This window comes from Lachnoclostridium sp. An169, assembly GCF_002160525.1.
In the GTDB taxonomy this organism is placed as follows: domain Bacteria; phylum Bacillota; class Clostridia; order Lachnospirales; family Lachnospiraceae; genus Mediterraneibacter; species Mediterraneibacter cottocaccae.
Map to the genome: position 1 here is coordinate 22,656 of NZ_NFKT01000040.1, position 15,537 is coordinate 38,192.

General features: G+C 44.6%; 18 protein-coding genes. 10 read left to right on the forward strand and 8 right to left on the reverse strand.

Annotation, left to right across the window (positions count from 1 at the left end; all coding sequences use genetic code 11):
- Positions 1-345 precede the first annotated feature (345 nt).
- Positions 346-1,980 carry an AAA-like domain-containing protein gene (locus tag B5F07_RS19560; protein WP_087162890.1) on the forward strand — a complete coding sequence of 545 codons (1,635 nt, stop codon included), beginning with the start codon at positions 346-348 and terminating at the stop codon, positions 1,978-1,980.
- Between the two features lie 120 nt (positions 1,981-2,100).
- Here B5F07_RS19560 and B5F07_RS19565 read toward each other — a convergent pair whose 3' ends face one another.
- Entirely contained in the window at positions 2,101-3,630 is a 1,530-nt protein-coding gene (locus B5F07_RS19565) for an AAA family ATPase (protein WP_087162891.1), read from the reverse strand.
- A 210-nt stretch (positions 3,631-3,840) separates the two neighbouring features.
- On the opposite strand from B5F07_RS19565, the gene B5F07_RS19570 reads away from it, so the two are divergent.
- From B5F07_RS19570 to B5F07_RS19580, 3 genes are all read left to right on the forward strand, one after another.
- Positions 3,841-4,149, forward strand: a complete 309-nt coding sequence (locus B5F07_RS19570; RefSeq protein ID WP_087162892.1) for a hypothetical protein — start codon at positions 3,841-3,843, stop codon at positions 4,147-4,149.
- Positions 4,127-5,593 carry a Y-family DNA polymerase gene (locus tag B5F07_RS19575; RefSeq protein WP_087162893.1) on the forward strand — a complete coding sequence of 489 codons (1,467 nt, stop codon included), beginning with the start codon at positions 4,127-4,129 and terminating at the stop codon, positions 5,591-5,593. Before B5F07_RS19570 ends, B5F07_RS19575 begins: the two co-directional genes overlap by 23 nt.
- A gap of 69 nt (positions 5,594-5,662) precedes the next feature.
- A complete protein-coding gene (locus B5F07_RS19580) occupies positions 5,663-6,130 on the forward strand; it encodes a hypothetical protein (RefSeq protein WP_087162894.1) in 468 nt (155 codons plus the stop codon).
- A gap of 4 nt (positions 6,131-6,134) precedes the next feature.
- Here the strand turns inward: B5F07_RS19580 and B5F07_RS19585 are convergent, their stop codons facing one another.
- A complete protein-coding gene (locus B5F07_RS19585) occupies positions 6,135-6,524 on the reverse strand; it encodes a hypothetical protein (protein ID WP_087162895.1) in 390 nt (129 codons plus the stop codon).
- A gap of 260 nt (positions 6,525-6,784) precedes the next feature.
- On the opposite strand from B5F07_RS19585, the gene B5F07_RS19590 reads away from it, so the two are divergent.
- Both B5F07_RS19590 and B5F07_RS19595 read left to right on the forward strand, forming a co-directional pair.
- A complete protein-coding gene (locus B5F07_RS19590; RefSeq protein ID WP_087162896.1) occupies positions 6,785-6,970 on the forward strand; it encodes a hypothetical protein in 186 nt (61 codons plus the stop codon).
- A gap of 197 nt (positions 6,971-7,167) precedes the next feature.
- Complete coding sequence (locus tag B5F07_RS19595; RefSeq protein WP_140398058.1) at positions 7,168-7,446, forward strand: hypothetical protein; 279 nt, start codon at positions 7,168-7,170, stop codon at positions 7,444-7,446.
- Here B5F07_RS19595 and B5F07_RS23625 read toward each other — a convergent pair.
- From B5F07_RS23625 to B5F07_RS19615, 6 genes are read right to left on the reverse strand one after another with little or no spacing between them, the layout of a single operon-like run.
- The gene (locus B5F07_RS23625; protein WP_334293376.1) at positions 7,433-7,759 is read right to left on the reverse strand and encodes a lactonase family protein; all 327 of its coding nucleotides are present in this window, start codon (positions 7,757-7,759) and stop codon (positions 7,433-7,435) included. The two genes, B5F07_RS19595 and B5F07_RS23625, sit on opposite strands and share 14 nt — an antisense overlap.
- Positions 7,760-7,813: 54 nt before the next feature.
- Positions 7,814-7,975 (reverse strand): hypothetical protein, encoded by a 162-nt coding sequence (locus tag B5F07_RS23220; RefSeq protein ID WP_242972604.1) that lies wholly within the window; start codon positions 7,973-7,975, stop codon positions 7,814-7,816.
- A 55-nt stretch (positions 7,976-8,030) separates the two neighbouring features.
- Positions 8,031-8,954 (reverse strand): nitronate monooxygenase, encoded by a 924-nt coding sequence (locus B5F07_RS19605; RefSeq protein WP_087162898.1) that lies wholly within the window; start codon positions 8,952-8,954, stop codon positions 8,031-8,033.
- 58 nt (positions 8,955-9,012) lie between these two features.
- Positions 9,013-9,252 (reverse strand): iron-sulfur cluster-binding protein, encoded by a 240-nt coding sequence (locus tag B5F07_RS23755; RefSeq protein WP_162613184.1) that lies wholly within the window; start codon positions 9,250-9,252, stop codon positions 9,013-9,015.
- The gene (locus B5F07_RS22710) at positions 9,219-9,749 is read right to left on the reverse strand and encodes a hypothetical protein (protein WP_087162899.1); all 531 of its coding nucleotides are present in this window, start codon (positions 9,747-9,749) and stop codon (positions 9,219-9,221) included. Before B5F07_RS22710 ends, B5F07_RS23755 begins: the two co-directional genes overlap by 34 nt.
- Positions 9,750-9,752: 3 nt before the next feature.
- The gene (locus tag B5F07_RS19615) at positions 9,753-10,634 is read right to left on the reverse strand and encodes a hypothetical protein (protein WP_087162900.1); all 882 of its coding nucleotides are present in this window, start codon (positions 10,632-10,634) and stop codon (positions 9,753-9,755) included.
- Between the two features lie 268 nt (positions 10,635-10,902).
- Here B5F07_RS19615 and B5F07_RS19620 point away from each other — a divergent pair, with 268 nt between their 5' ends.
- From B5F07_RS19620 to B5F07_RS19635, 4 genes are read left to right on the forward strand one after another with little or no spacing between them, the layout of a single operon-like run.
- Positions 10,903-12,414 carry an ABC transporter substrate-binding protein gene (locus B5F07_RS19620; RefSeq protein ID WP_162613185.1) on the forward strand — a complete coding sequence of 504 codons (1,512 nt, stop codon included), beginning with the start codon at positions 10,903-10,905 and terminating at the stop codon, positions 12,412-12,414.
- Positions 12,415-12,474: 60 nt separating this feature from the next.
- A complete protein-coding gene (locus B5F07_RS19625) occupies positions 12,475-13,404 on the forward strand; it encodes an ABC transporter permease (protein ID WP_087162902.1) in 930 nt (309 codons plus the stop codon).
- Between the two features lie 14 nt (positions 13,405-13,418).
- Positions 13,419-14,315 carry a carbohydrate ABC transporter permease gene (locus tag B5F07_RS19630; protein WP_087162903.1) on the forward strand — a complete coding sequence of 299 codons (897 nt, stop codon included), beginning with the start codon at positions 13,419-13,421 and terminating at the stop codon, positions 14,313-14,315.
- Positions 14,316-14,332: 17 nt separating this feature from the next.
- A complete protein-coding gene (locus B5F07_RS19635; RefSeq protein WP_087162904.1) occupies positions 14,333-15,436 on the forward strand; it encodes a hypothetical protein in 1,104 nt (367 codons plus the stop codon).
- Positions 15,437-15,537 lie beyond the last annotated feature (101 nt).

Genomic DNA, 15,537 nt, shown 5'->3' on the forward strand with positions numbered 1-15,537 from the left:
TTCGTAAAATTGTACATTGTTGTATTGTACGGTTAAATGTGGTGGTTCTATTGTATCCCCATTTGGATAAAAAAGGAGTACACTTTCAGACAGGAATTGAAATCTTATGGATTCTTTACCGGTAATTGATCCGTGCAGCAGAAACCGTCTGAAAAGACAGAGGCGAGTGTAATAGAGCATCGGTGCCGGCACGAAAACGGAAGCTTGTCTCTGAAATTGGAATATGCTATTATAATGCTGTGGTGACAGATTTCTTGGAAAGGGGGGAAGTCTGTCCTTTTTTATGGAATAACGTGGAAAACAGACAGCGCCCGGCCAGGTCTCGGAAAAGGAGCGGACTGACAGATGGCAAAAATTTTTAATGTTACCGGAGCGTGTGATCCGCAGCTCCACTACATGGTCGATATTCGGAAGCGCCTGGAAGAGATCAGGGCTCTTGTGGACGCCGGGGCATATTTCACGATCAACCGGGCGCGTCAGTACGGGAAGACTACCACCCTGAACGCTCTGAGCGATTTCCTGAAAAATGATTATATTGTAATTTCTCTGGATTTTCAGCTGCTGAGCAGCAATGATTTTGAAAATGAGACAGCGTTTGCCAATGCTTTTGCGGCGATCTTCGTCTCGGCAGTAAGGACGGGGGCGGCGGCAAAGGCAGGCGCGGCGGTAAAGACAGGTGCGGAAATGAAGCTGCAGGAAACAGATGCTTTCACGGTCCTGGAGGCTGCGGCGGATGCGGAAAATATCAGCGGGCTCCGCAAACTTTTTGTCTGCCTGTCCCAGATCTGTGCGGCCGCGTCAAAGCCGCTCGTTCTGATGATCGATGAAGTGGACAGTGCGGCAAACAATCAGGTGTTTCTGGATTTTCTCGCACAGCTGCGGGCATACTACCTGACCCGGAAGCGGACGCCGACGTTTCAGTCTGTCATTCTTGCCGGCGTCTATGACGTGAAAAATATCCAGATGAAAATTCGTCCGGATGCGGAGCACAAGGTCAACAGCCCCTGGAATATCGCGGCGGATTTCGATGTTGTCATGAGCTTTTCGGCAGCGGACATTGCAGGAATGCTGGAGCAGTATGAAAACGACCACCACACCGGGATGGATGTGGAAGAAATGGCGGAGTTCATTTACGATTATACATGCGGCTACCCCTATCTTGTGTCCCGCATCTGCAAGCTGCTGGATGAGAAGATCGCCGGAAGCGGTCATTTTCCGGATGAAACGTCAGCCTGGACGAGGGACGGCGCGCTTGAGGCGGTGAAGCTGCTCATCAGCGAGAAGAATACTCTCTTTGATTCCCTGACCGGGAAGCTTTACGACTATCCGGTTCTTCGGAATGTTCTTTACCGGATTCTGTTTGCCGGGGAGAAGGTGGTCTATAATCCGGACGAGCAGTGGCTTGACATGGCGGTAATGCTCGGTTTTCTGAAGATTGTTGACGGAAATGTGGCGATCGCAAACCGCATTTTCGAGGTGCGGCTGTACAATTATTTTCTGACCACAAACGAGTCCCAGAACAGCGAGATCTTCAAGGCAGCCGCCCGGAACAAGACACAGTACATCCGAAACGGACATCTCGACATGGAGACAGTTCTGGCGAAATATGTGGAGCATTTTGACAGCATTTACGGTGATGCGGCAGAACCGTTTTCCGAGGAAGAAGGACGGCGCCGTTTTCTGCTGTACCTGCGGCCGATCATAAACGGAACCGGGAATTATTATATTGAGGCTGAGACGCGGAATGCACGGCGCATGGATATTGTCGTGGATTATCTGGGCGAACAGTTTATCATTGAGCTGAAAATATGGCGTGGCAATGCCTATAACGAGCGCGGAGAAAAGCAGTTGGCGGATTATCTGGACTATTTTCATCTGAAAAAAGGCTATATGCTCAGCTATAACTTTGGACGGAATAAAGAGATCGGAGTGAAGAAAATTCCGGTTGGGGACCGGGTGCTGGTGGAGGCTGTGGTGTAGAGACGGGGAAAAGTTTGATTTTTCATTTTAAAAAGACAGGCATGCCACACGAAGAAACATTCTTTCAATCGTATGACATGCCTGTTTTTCCTTATTTTTCTCCCAAACTGCTTCAGCAGTTCAAGTCTCAAACTTTTCTATGATGCACTGATGCTTTTTACTTTTTTTATCATAATTGATTCCTACAAGAAGAATCGAGCCTTTATAATCTTTTAAAGCAGCAGGATATTTGCGTTCCTTGATCTGCTGAATTGCCGCATCAGCGCTTTGATTCCATTTGAGTTCTGCCAGCAAAGCAGGGTAATCGATGGCATATTCCGGCTTCGGGATAAATATAAAGTCCGCAAATCCTTTCCCGGCAGGCATTTCCCGAATTGGTTTGAAATAATACTGCATGGCACTTAAATATCCGATGGTCAGTACACTGCTGAGCGAATTTTCGTTATTATACTGAATGGCAGAGGCATACTCCTCGTGGATTTTTTCAATTTCCTCCGCAACAGTTTCTCCATCCATATCAAGCGTCGCTTCCAGAAGATTCACAGACTCCTGCTGAAATCCGATAAATTCATCCCATCTGTTTTCTTCCACCACATCCAGAAATTCGCTGCGTATCTCTTCATTGGGAACAAACGCTGTCTGATGAATCTGGTCGTAGGCCAGATATCCCAGATGGATCAGGGCTGTTATGACATCGTCCTTATTTCGGAAAGTAACCATGTCGTTCTGATAAGTTTTTGTACGTACTTTTACCCGTTCGCCGGAAAGCATGGTTATGATCGCTGTTTTTAAACCGTCGAAATCCATATTGATCAGAGGAACAATAGATTCGTATGTTCCGGTCTGAGACCAGTAGCTCTGAAAATCGCCCCGGAGCATTACGCTCACCACGGCTTTTGGGTTATAAACATGATATCCTGTGAGCTGGTATCCGTCGTACCATCTTTTTACGTTCTCAAAATCTCTGCCGTATCGCCGGCAAAGCTCCCGGACTTCATCCTCTGTGAAACCGATGTAAGGCGCCAGTATACTGGCGTCCAACATGGTAAATTCATCGAAATTATTTAATGCGGACTGCGTTTTTACTTTCTTGACCGGCAGGATTCCGGTCAGATATGCAAGATGAATGAACTTTGTCGGCTCAGTCCCCTTGAACATCCCGCGGAGGAAATTAATATATTCTTCCTGCACCTGATGATTGGACGCTTCGTCGCGGATCAGTACGTCCCATTCGTCGATAATGACGATGAATTTTCTCCCTTCAGCGGTGTTAATGCAGGAGAGGGCGTCCGGCAAAGAAAACGTTGTCTCCGGCAGTATGCCCGGATATACATCTTTCAGCTCACCGATAACGGCATTTTCAATATAAGAAACAACATGTTCAGCTCCGCCTGCGGGCGCCATGCTCCACTGCATGTCGATGTGGATCACGTCGTATTTATTGAGATGATTCCGAAAGCTTTCTTCTTTGCTGATCGCAAAATCGGAAAACAGCTGTTCGGAATCGCAGCCTTTGCTATAATAAGCGGTCAGCATATCCGCTGTGATGGATTTCCCGAAACGGCGGGGTCTGCTGTTGCAGATCAATGCCTGTTTGGTATCCAGCACTCTGTTGGTATATTGCAAAAGACCTGTTTTATCCACATCTATTGTATCCGAATCTGTGCTTTGTTAAAAATTGTATCACAGGCGGACAGATTTCACAATCCGTGGTCCGAATAATCCCTGTGAAGTTGGGAAAAAATACATCCTTGACACTATACTTTTATCTGTAGTATGATAGCAATAGCAAGAGAACATACGTTCGAATTTAATGAGTAAGAAAGGAATTGACATTAGCAGGAAGGGAAGGTGTTTCACATGCGTCAGAACCGGCATAACAGGGAACGGATTTATGTAAGCGTTGATTCCACGTTTGACGCGACCGGATACATGCAGCCCACCGCTATTACCTGGACCGACGGACGCACTTTCCCCATCGAGTGCGTCCGAGATTACCACCCGGCGGATGCGTCGGTCACTCCTCATGGCGACTGCTACACTGTGGTGATCCACGGGCAGGAGAAGCACCTGTTTTTTGAACGCACAGACCCGCTGTTCCCGAGCCGGGTTGGAAGATGGTTTGTAGAAAGGATCGCGAGGGAAAATGAAAACGTATCTGGCCATTGATCTGAAATCCTATTACGCATCCGCCGAGTGCGTTGCCAGGCATCTTGATCCTCTGACCACGAATCTTGTGGTGGCGGACTCTTCCCGGACGGAGAAGACGATCTGTCTGGCAGTGTCCCCCGCCCTGAAAGCATACGGAATCCCGGGGAGGGCACGGCTTTTCGAGGTGGTGCAGAAGGTGAAGGAAGTCAATGCCGCCCGACTGCAGGACACCATCCGCAATCATACTGCCCTGACAAAGGACGGCATGCCGTCTCTGGGAGCGCCTTCTTTTGACGCGGAAGCGCTGAAAAAAGATCCCACACTGGAGGTTTCGTATCTGGTGGCGCCGCCCCGCATGGCTTATTATATGGAAGTTTCGGCAAAGATTTACGGAATTTATCTGAAATACATCGCCCCGGAGGATATCCATGTCTACTCCATCGATGAGGTATTTATGGACGTTACTTCCTATCTGGGGCATTACCAGATGTCGGCGCGGGAGCTAGCGAAAACCATAGTCCGGGAAGTGCTTTATTCTACGGGGATTACGGCTACAGCCGGGATCGGCACGAATCTGTACTTAAGCAAGCTGGCCATGGATATTGTTGCCAAGCGGACGCCGCCGGATTCCGACGGAGTCCGGATCGCAGAACTGGATGAGGAGTCTTTCCGATATCTGCTCTGGGATCATAAGCCGCTCACGGATTTCTGGCAGACCGGAGCCGGAACAGCACGCCGCCTTGGAAAAATGGGGATTACCACAATGGGAGAACTTGCCCGGGCGAGCCTGGCGGATGAAGACAGACTTTATAAGGAGTTTGGAATTGACGCGGAGATCCTGATCGACCATGCCTGGGGGATTGAGCCCTGCAGAATGTCGGATATCAAGGTGTATCAGCCGTCAGAGAACAGTATCTGCGAAGGCCAGGTACTGAGCTGCCCTTATGCATACGAAAAAGCAGCCATTGTTGTGCGGGAAATGGCGGAAAGCCTGGCCTTTCAGCTTTCCGACCGGGGAATGGTCACGGATTCCCTGACTATGAGCGTGGGGTATGACAGGGAAAACTGCGACAGCGGCTCCTACCGGGGAGAGATTCATATTGACCACTACGGGCGAAAGGTTCCGAAGAGCGGTCATGGCACGATACGCCTGGAGTCTCCGACCAGCCTTGGAAGCCAGATCATAAAAGCTGCATCCGACCTGTTTGAACGGATCGCCAGTCCGGCGCTCCTGGTGAGACGTATTACGATCACGGCGAATCATGTGACAAAGGATGAAGGGATCTTTCAGCTCGATCTTTTCACGGATACGGAAAAACTGGAAAAAGAGAAGAGGCTTCAGGAAACCATGTTGGGTCTGAAGAAACGGTTCGGGAAAAATGCCGTTCTGAAAGGGACTAATTTCCTGGATGGCGCGACCATGAGGGAGCGGAACGGACAGATCGGAGGACACAAGGCATGAGAAGGCGTAGAATGCAAGACCTGCGGGAAATGGGCGACTTCAGATGCAGGCGATTGGAGAGTGGTTTCTGTGGATTATAAAAAGACACAAGAGGGGAGAACGGTTGCAGCCAAATACGGCGATATTCTGCATCTTTCCCGTCCGGAGCCGTCCTGCCGCCATCCCAGGATGCCGGTGGAAAACCGCGCCAAAATCTTTTCGCCTTTTGCCGCGCTCCGGGGCTATGAGGAAGAGATCGCCGAAGAAGGATGGAAACGGACCCGGGTACCGAAAAAGCTCCTGCCGGAAGAAGATGCAGAGCATATTTCGGAAATCCTGTCCCGAATCAAAAAGGGCAGCAGGATCACCGCCGTATATTTCAAAGAGGATACCCTCCATCCCGCCACGCCGCCGCTTGGCACATATGAGACAGTGACCGGCACAGTGGTCAGGATTGAGCCGGAATTTCGGAAACTCAGGATATCTGACGGGGAGACGGAAACAGACATCGGGTTTAATGAGCTGGGGGCTGTGGATTTAAACAACAGCTTCGATTAAAAGTTTATCGTTCAGAGCGATTTCTTTTATTCGTTGCAAATTCATCGGAAATAAAATTGTTATAGAGGACTGTCTCAAAAATCCGGTTGGAAACAACAACGGTATCATTTTCGTTTTTTATAAATCCGAACATTGCTGCATCCTTGATATAGTCATTTGTTGCCGTATAGGGAATGACTCTGCCGGAAAAAAGTAATTCATACAGAATTGTCTTTAATTCCGGATACAGTTTCAGCTTCCCGAGTAAAGATTCATAAAGGGGATTATCTTCTTTTACGATCCTTTTCTCCGCTTCATAGAATTCATCACGGATTGCTTCCAGTCTGCTTCGAAGGCTGACCATGTAATGTCTGTCCGGTTTACAGGCTCCGTTTATATTAAATGTTTTCGGCATCTTTTTTCACACTCCCTGATCTGATCTTCCGCCCTTTTTACAGAATTCCTGTTTAAAGGTATCATAGCATATCCCTGTTTTTAAGACAAGCAGAGACGAAGCCTCATTCATGCATGCCCTGAAATTTATGGAAGGACTGGTACAGCAGGAGTAGCTCCTACGGTGTCCAGGCAGCAAAGGCAGGATCGCGGCAGCGGCACTTGGATGCTGGATTCCATCCTGACCTGCGGGAAACTGCCGGAGCCCCTCAGATAAGATAAATGTCGGATCTGGATGAAGCTGACGAAGGGGTGATGACACAGACCTTTATCAACGATATGATCTACGATATGGATCTTGTAAACAGCATGAGCTACCTGTTGGAAACAAGAAACTGCAGAAAAGGCAACAGAAGGACAGGTAAAATCCAGAACGCCTCCTCTATTTGTGATGTAGAACAGCAGTGAACTTTCAAAGAGAATGAGCGAACAGGCTGAACGAATCCGCGAATTGAAGAAAAAGCTCCAGGCACCCCAGGAATTGAAAGCTTCTCTTAACATGCTGTTCCCATATTTCTGTCCACTTACAAGGGAAGAGTTCGAAAGGCACGTCGACGATAAAGAAATCACAGACATCCTTTCAAAGTTTCAGATTGATGATCCCTATGAGATATGTTTCACAGGACGGTTTTCCTGCCTCCGGCACTTATGGCCGTCTGGGATTGTGGGACGGGCAGAGAAGCCTTTCACCGACAGCAGCAGAACTTTACACTCCGGTCTATGCGGGTGAAAAGTTCGGAGCATATGAACAGGGAGAGCGTTTGAATGCAGCACAGCTCGTATTTAAACTGAGCGGCGTGGTTCTGCCCCGGAATTATCGAAATGTAGGGGAGCAGTATGGCCGTAATACTGCTCCCCAATGTGACCTGGTTAATTGTTCCTGAAAAATCTGATACATACCGGAGAGCCGATATCTGTTTTATTCACCGGGTCAGGACGTCCGTTTTGCGTTATACGGAATACGGTAATGTTATCGCTGTCCTGATTGCCTGCAAGGATATATCTGCCGGTTAGATCAAAAGAAAAATTTCTTGGGGTACGTCCACCGCATTCTATATGGGAAAGATATGCCAGATCTCCATTGTCCATTACTTTATAGTATACAATACTGTCATGTCCACGGTTTGAAGCGTACAGATATCTGCCATCCGGACTTAAATGCAGATCCGAACAGAACAGGGGGCTGTTCCATGAAATGTTTTTATTTTGTTGACTGCATAGATTATTCTGTTTTCTTCATTTATGCATAAACTAGGAAGGACTCTCGATAGGCAGGCTGTCAAGGACAGTTATTCTGCCATTATCATCATCGAACAGGCAGATCAATACGCCTTTCCCCTTTCCGTGAAATAGTTCTCTGGTTCCGAAAAGAATATCTTCCGTATATGTTCCCAGGGCAAAAAGCTGTTTCATTTGCGAATTGCTTTACAATCTTTGCGCTTTTTATTAAAGACGATAATATTACTGTTCATTCAACCTGTGCGGTTCCCCGTATTTCCTCGAATGAATTTATCCCCAGTTTTTGCATCAGGTTTTTCAGATCGTTGATTAGCCTCGGCATAAAATCCGGCCGGGAGAGATTTGCCGATCCAACCTGAACTGCATATGCTCCTGCCATAATATATTCAATAACATCTTCAGCGCAGCTGATGCCGCCGATCCCAATGACCGGGATATCTACAGCAGCGACTGCGCGTCTGCACATCAGCAGCCCTACGGGCTTAAAGGCAGGTCCGGAAAAACCGCCGGATCCTCCTCCGCCGCAGCGGTATTTCCGGGTATATATATCAATTACCGAACCATTAAGACTGCTGTAGCTTGTGACAGCATCTGCCCCGCCTGCCTGACAGTCTGTTGAAATCTGTTCAACCGGGATATCTCCTCCGGGGACTTTGGCAATTAACCATTTGTCCGGAGCAGCATTCCGTACCCGTCGAACAAGATCCTTCAGCTGTTCGGAATTCTGCCAGTAGGGCGTTCCCGGCCCATAGGGGCAGTTTAAATTAATCTCTATTCCTTTGATTTCTTTTATATCATTGATAGCGGCCGCCAACTTTTCCATCTGGTACATGTCTGTTGCTTTCATATCTATGATAAGCGGCGTGGTCTTCCATGGAAGATATGGGATTATTTCTTCCTTAAATTCGAAAATGCTCATGTTATTTTTCGAGAGAGCGCTGATAAATCCATTATTTGTCTTACATATTTTTTTGGCTGTTGTTGGGGAACCGCTGTCAATGAACATGGAATTGGGGAGCATTGCGCCTAATTCATTCAAATCAAAATATCTGGCGTGCTCGATCAGATTGCCCAGTGTTGCAGCAGCCGGCATAAGTGGATTCTTTAACGGTATTTCTCCGACCGAAGAAGGAATTGTTACATTCAGATTCATTTTATTCTCCCTTCAATTGTTTATTGCTTTTTGTTTGTTACATAATTGATATTTTCAGTTACCGGAAAATCTGAAAACATTTTCGGTCCTGTGAAAAATCAATCAGATCATATGGCAAATATGGTCCGTTGCAGCAGACCGGTATTCCCATATGGATTTCCGGACTGTGGAGATAGCATGCTTTACAGGCACCAATGCCGCATCCGATTTGTGTACTGACAAAACAGGTGATTCGTTTGGTTAAAGTTTTATCAGACGGTTCTGCTATTTTTTCCAGATTAGTAATATTAAGCGCCATAAAAACCGGTGCTGACGAGGCGTGCAGCAAACGGGAAATTTCTGAAAGATCTGAGGTAAAAGGCTCCCGGCCGGCAGAAGTTCTGGAAAACATTCTGTTGGACAACCGTATATGATTACGTTCAGAGAATCAGCAGAACGGATCAAAGGAAGAGCCAGATGCATCATGGCCGGCTCCGCAATGATGGTCTCGCTGCCGTTCAGGGTATACCCTTTCCCATTTGCTCCCCAGAGGGCAATCTTTTCTCCGGGGCTGCTTTGAAACAGGGAACTGTTTTGTGTTGCTATTATTTTTAAATGCTGTGTGGTATCTTCATAAATCATATAAGGATAGGACCAGGCAAATCCCTTATCCTGTTTCTGAATCATTACAAACTGTCCGGGAAGACCGGTGAAACCGGGATTGTCGATTGTGATGAGGTGATAACAACGCCCGGCCTCGTTTGTGATAGCTTTTACATCTGCAATATATGTATCAATTACCGGAAGATAAGACATTTTTCAATCTCCTTTCTGTAAAATCTGGTTTGTCGGCTGTCTCTGCCATACTCCATCGAGAATCATTTCCTGTTCCAGTGGCCGTGCAAGCTCAAGGTATCGATCCCAGTCAGGTGCACGGTTTTCCGGATCAGTATATGGAAGATCGATCAGGTCAAGAAGATTCTGATTTGCTATTACGGACTTTGTCAGCAAATCAGACAGAGAGTTAAATCCTGCGCCGCTGGTAGATATATAATCCGGACAATGATACTTGGACTGTCTATAGTATGGCTTTAATTCCGGATCTGCTATTTCTTCCCGGGTATCCGCAAATATTTCATCATAAAAGAGCCGGATAATCCGTCCCTTTTCTACGACAATCTGAAGCCGCCCTGTTACACCTGGTTCCAGTGCTTTTGTTAATCCATAGTACTTCTGGGGGGAAGGAATCTCAAGTTTTGCTGCAATTTTTTCTGCAAGAGGAAGCATGGAACGTTTAATGCTGTTGGATGCTCCTGCGACAAGATCAAAATCTCCTGTTAATCTGTTGGCAGCTACCATTTGCTGTTCTACGGCTGTAATTCCATTGACCAGTACAACTCCGGTAGCTGCAGTTCTTTCTTTTGAGGCCTGGAAAAATCCATAATCAGATAAACGTTTGTCAACATTCTGGAATCTGCGAAGATAGTATGTGGGGCTGCACTGTTCGTTAAACTGTACCATTAAGAGCTGCCCGTCATTTTCAACGACCTCAAGAATTCCAAGATGCCCGGGATCACCGTGAAAGCAGGACGAGAATCTCTCCTCTTCACGGTAATAATTTCCTTTGATCAGCCCTTTCGGAGGCTGCACGGACCAGGAAAGCCGGTCGAGAATGGATACGGTTTTTTCGCGTTGCTTCATTTGTTCATTCCTCCTTTAATATGTTTTTCAATAAAAAGGATAGCGCATTGCAAGAAACAGAATCTATAATAAGAAAGAACAGAAATATCAGTATTATGACTGTTGGTATTTTGAAAAAACAAAAAATATAGATAAAAAACAAAAATTTACAGAAAATAAAGTCTGTTTTATATAATTAGGCGTCTTGGCAGTTATAGATACAGCTTTAAGAAAAAGTTTATTATAAAGGCGTAACGAAAAGCTCAGAAAAGTAAAGGAGATGAAGATTATGAAAAAAAGGTATCTCAAAAGAATGTGTAGTCTGATCATAAGCTGTACTGTTTTGGGAAGTGTTTTGGCAGGATGCGGCGGGCAAAACAGTGAGCAGACAGGAAATACCGGCGGTGATTCAGATAATTCGGAAGAACCCTATGAAGTTACGATGTTAACCCAGGGAGAACCACAGGAGGATCAGCCGAGAATTATGGAGAAGGTAAATGAGATTCTCCTTCGGGATCTGAACATGACGCTGAATCTTATTGTATCCCCTTACGGAAGTATCAGTCAGCAGCGTCAGTTAATGCTTACCAGTGGCGAGCCCCTTGATCTTGTTTATCTGGATGCTGCATCAGCAACCGGTTTTATCAATAATAATCAGATTATTGATCTGAGCGACCTGATTGATAAATATGGAACAAATATAAAGAAATACTGGGGAGACGACGCAAAGTCGGCAAATATTGGCGGATTTGTTTACGGAGTTCCCAATTTTAATGAAGTCGGAAATATTCCTGCCATTGGAATGCGCAAGGATATAGTCGAGAAATATAATATAGACGTTGAAAGCATTACCTCGTTGGAAGATCTTGAACCGGTGCTGGAAATTATTAAAGAAAATGAGCCTTCTATGACTCCGGTATATGTCTGCTCGGATCAGCCGCCGGTTTCCAGGCAGCTTAGTGCAGTGGATCCGCTGACGGATGGAATAGCGGTTCTGGACAACAGCGGTCTGGATAATACCACGGTTATTCCTGTTACACAGAGTAAGTCATACAGAGAGAAATGTGAACTGCTTCATAAATGGTATGAAGCCGGGTATATTAACCCGGATGCAGCTACGACAACAGTCCAGTTTGAATCAGCATTCAAAGCAGGCAGTGCGTTTTCTGCCATCATGGTATGGCATCCGATGTCCCCGGCCAAATTTGGCGGAGTAGATGTAGTTTACGCATATCTTGGAGATCATATCGTTCTTTCAGGCGCTACGGGCAATTCTGATTATGCTATAGCTGCTAATTCCAAGAACCCGGAAAAGGCAATGCAGATGTTGGATTATCTTTATGGCAGTGAAGAAGTTGCGCAGCTGCTGAACTGGGGAGAAGAGGGAATTGACTGGGTATATGCCGATGATAATCATGATTTGGTTACATGGCCTGAAGGGGTAGATGCTAATAACGCGACTTATCATGCACAGTTATCATGGGCGCTTCCGAATCAGTTTATGTCAAGCCCATGGCAGGATGTCTATCCGGCAGATGTGTTTGAGCAGATGGTTCAATTTAACCAGGAAGGAGAGCGGTCAAAGGCTTTTGGTTTCTCTTATAACACGGAGCCTGTCTCTACAGAACTTGCAGCACTGAAAAATGTTCAGGAAAAATACAGAAATTCTCTGGAAACGGGATCAGTTGATCCTGATGAGTATCTTCCCATGTATGAAGAAGAGCTGGAAAAAGCAGGACTGGATAAACTCATTGAGGAAAAGCAGAAACAACTGGATGAATGGCTTGCCGGGCAGGAATAACAGAAACGTATAACCGGGAATACATCAGAGTTCCCGGTTATATAATCATGGAGGAAGACGATGAGAGCAAAAAGAAAAACAGGAAAATTTCGATGGCGAAAATGGATCCCGATATTTATTATGATGGCTCCGGGACTCATCTATCTGTTTATCAATAACTATATTCCGATTTTTGGTCTGGTGATTGCGTTTAAAAAACTGGATTTTCAGGCGGGGATCTGGGCAAGTCCATGGGTTGGACTGTCAAATTTCACCTATCTGTTCAAAACCCCGGATGCTATGGTTATAACAAGAAATACAATTTTATACAACCTGGCGTTTATTAGCATCAATACCTGTTTAAGTCTGGCATTCGCAATTTTTATAAACGATATGAAAAACAAACTGTGTAAAAAAATATATCAGTCAGCTGTATTGCTTCCTTATCTTATGTCCATAGTTATTATCAGTTATATCGTATTTGCCCTGTTAAGTCCGGATAAAGGAATGATAAATAACAGTATTTTAGAGCCTTTGGGAAAGGAGCCGGTTTCCTGGTATATGGAGCCCGGGTACTGGCCGCTTATACTTATCATTGTAAATGCATGGAAAGGTGTTGGTTACAACTGTCTTGTGTTTATTGCAGGAATCGCCGGGATTGATCCGGGATATTATGAAGCGGCCCAGCTGGATGGCGCTACAAAATGGCAGCAGATAAGATTTATTACCCTTCCCTGTTTAAAAACAACGATTATTACCCTGACACTGCTGAACGTTGGAAGAATTTTTTATTCCGATTTTGGCTTGTTTTATCAGGTGCCAATGAATTCGGGTGCCTTGTTTGATGTGACGAATACAATTGATACCTACGTATACAGAAGCCTCCTGCAGCTTGGCAATGTGGGAATGGCATCTGCGGCCGGATTTTATCAGTCACTGGTTGGATTCACCCTTATTATGATATGCAATTTTATTGTGAGAAAAGTGGACAGAGACAGTGCTTTATTCTAGAAGGGAGAGATTGAATGAAATCCAAAGATCAGAAAATATTTACAGTGATTTCTCATGTAGCGATGATACTGGTAACCATATGTGCTGTTTTACCGTTTTTGCTTGTGTTCATTTCTTCCATTACGGAGGAAAACACTCTGGTGCTGAACGGGTACTCCTTTTTCCCTGAAAAGCTCAGCCTCTATGCTTATGAATATATTATAATGAACGGAGATAAAATATTCAGAGCGTATGGCATAACAATATTTGTTACTGTTGTAGGTACTTCTGTGAATGTTATGATGTCTTCCATGCTGGCATATGGTCTGTCTCTGCCTAAACTGCCGGGAAGACGTTTCTTTTCTTTTTATGTGGTATTTACGTTGCTTTTTAATGGAGGACTGGTGCCTACATATCTGACGTACACTTCCATTTTTAATGTGAAAAATACAATTTTTGCTTTGATTATACCTACTTTTCTTATGCATACAATGAATGTTCTGCTCATGAAAACATATTATTCGGGGAATATACCGGTGGAACTGCTGGAAGCGGCGGAAATTGATGGGGCGAGCCAGTTTAAGATTTACGGAAATATTATTCTGCCGTTAGGAAAGCCGATTATGGTAACCATGGCGCTTTTTTCCGGCCTGAGCTATTGGAATGACTGGACAAATGGTTTATACTATTTGACAGGATATGAAGGAGAAAAACTATACAGTATACAGAATTTTTTAAATAAAGTCGTAACGGATATACAATATTTGAATTCCAGTCAGGTGGGAGCGAATTCAGACATACTTGCAAAACTGCCGACAGTTTCTGTACGGATGGCAATAGCATTTGTGGCGATGATCCCCATTCTGATTTTGTTTCCGCTGCTTCAAAAATATTTTTCAAAAGGTATTTCCATGGGGGCTGTTAAAGGATGACGGATGGAGGTATGGGAATGAGAGGTACAAAGAAAAAAATGAATTCGATTCGGGATTATGTAAAATGGATTCTTATGGTTCTTGTACCTCTTATTTTAATATACAGCGGCATCAGTGTTGCCAGCGCAGTGAGCTTCCGGCATCAGATTGAAGACTATGCAGAAACTTTCATGGATTTTTATATGCAGCAGATTGACGATACAATCTCAAACATCAATTCACGGATGAGCATGTTTGTATTGAGCGAGAATGAAACAGGTGAAAATTTAAATAAATACATTTATGTTATAGAGACAACAGACAATATGGCGTTATGCAATTATTATTCTAACCAGCTTCGGGATGTGTTTTTAATGTATTCGGCAGAATATGGCACATACTACAATTTCTTTTCATTTCTGCCTGAAAAAGGCCTTTTTATAGGTGCAAATGCAAATAATCATATGGAGCCGAAAGAATGGGAAACCTATAGAGAAGATATTATAAATAAACTGGAAACCCAGAGCCTGGTTCCCAATTCGGGCACTCAGTACTGGCAGCTTGTCAGCGGTGAGAATGGGTACAATTATATTTTGAAACTTTATTATTTTAATAATGTATATGTAGGCTGTTGGATCCGGCCTGAAGATTTAATTGAACCGTTGGAAAATGCTTTTAAAGATTATAGAAACAGTGTGTATTTGTATGATGCCGATAACAGTCTGATATCCAGTAAAGGTCCTGATGTTTCTGAAGCTGCTGCCATAAAAGAAAGTTTCAGAACAATACCATTTAAAGTAGAGATGACAATTGCTGATTATGGACTTTTTGAAAAAACATTTTTGATTAATATGGTTCTCTCATTGATTGCTCTTGCAATTTTTATAACGATTCTCTTCAGTGCAGCAGTTCTTTATAAAAGAGTTATGAAACCTATCAAAAATTTTTCGGACAATCTGGAAAACATAGAAAAAAAGCAATTGCATATGGATAAAATAGCTTCAAATGAATTAGTTGAATTAGAACAGGCGAATGCAAAATTCAGACAATTAATTCAGACTATTACAGCTTTGCAGAATAAAGTGTATGAAGAAGAAATGAAAAAACAGATGATGTATATGGAATATTTAAAACGTAAGTAGGTAATCATCCGTATCTTGACAAAATATGAAAATCCCCCAGTATTTACCGGGGGAAAATTAGTCTCTCATTTTTCAGTTTGCTGCGGCAGTCAGCCGGCAGG

Coding starts and splice junctions, on each gene's coding strand:
- B5F07_RS19575 (WP_087162893.1), top strand. CDS start 4,127: ATGAAAACGTATCTGGCCATTGATCTGAAATCCTATTACGCATCCGCC.
- B5F07_RS19570 (WP_087162892.1), top strand. CDS start 3,841: ATGCGTCAGAACCGGCATAACAGGGAACGGATTTATGTAAGCGTTGAT.
- B5F07_RS23755 (WP_162613184.1), bottom strand. CDS start 9,252: ATGGCGCTTAATATTACTAATCTGGAAAAAATAGCAGAACCGTCTGAT.
- B5F07_RS19630 (WP_087162903.1), top strand. CDS start 13,419: ATGAAATCCAAAGATCAGAAAATATTTACAGTGATTTCTCATGTAGCG.
- B5F07_RS19590 (WP_087162896.1), top strand. CDS start 6,785: ATGTCGGATCTGGATGAAGCTGACGAAGGGGTGATGACACAGACCTTT.
- B5F07_RS19635 (WP_087162904.1), top strand. CDS start 14,333: ATGAGAGGTACAAAGAAAAAAATGAATTCGATTCGGGATTATGTAAAA.
- B5F07_RS22710 (WP_087162899.1), bottom strand. CDS start 9,749: ATGTCTTATCTTCCGGTAATTGATACATATATTGCAGATGTAAAAGCT.
- B5F07_RS19625 (WP_087162902.1), top strand. CDS start 12,475: ATGAGAGCAAAAAGAAAAACAGGAAAATTTCGATGGCGAAAATGGATC.
- B5F07_RS19585 (WP_087162895.1), bottom strand. CDS start 6,524: ATGCCGAAAACATTTAATATAAACGGAGCCTGTAAACCGGACAGACAT.
- B5F07_RS19620 (WP_162613185.1), top strand. CDS start 10,903: ATGAAAAAAAGGTATCTCAAAAGAATGTGTAGTCTGATCATAAGCTGT.
- B5F07_RS19560 (WP_087162890.1), top strand. CDS start 346: ATGGCAAAAATTTTTAATGTTACCGGAGCGTGTGATCCGCAGCTCCAC.
- B5F07_RS19605 (WP_087162898.1), bottom strand. CDS start 8,954: ATGAATCTGAATGTAACAATTCCTTCTTCGGTCGGAGAAATACCGTTA.
- B5F07_RS19595 (WP_140398058.1), top strand. CDS start 7,168: ATGAGATATGTTTCACAGGACGGTTTTCCTGCCTCCGGCACTTATGGC.
- B5F07_RS19615 (WP_087162900.1), bottom strand. CDS start 10,634: ATGAAGCAACGCGAAAAAACCGTATCCATTCTCGACCGGCTTTCCTGG.
- B5F07_RS23220 (WP_242972604.1), bottom strand. CDS start 7,975: ATGAAACAGCTTTTTGCCCTGGGAACATATACGGAAGATATTCTTTTC.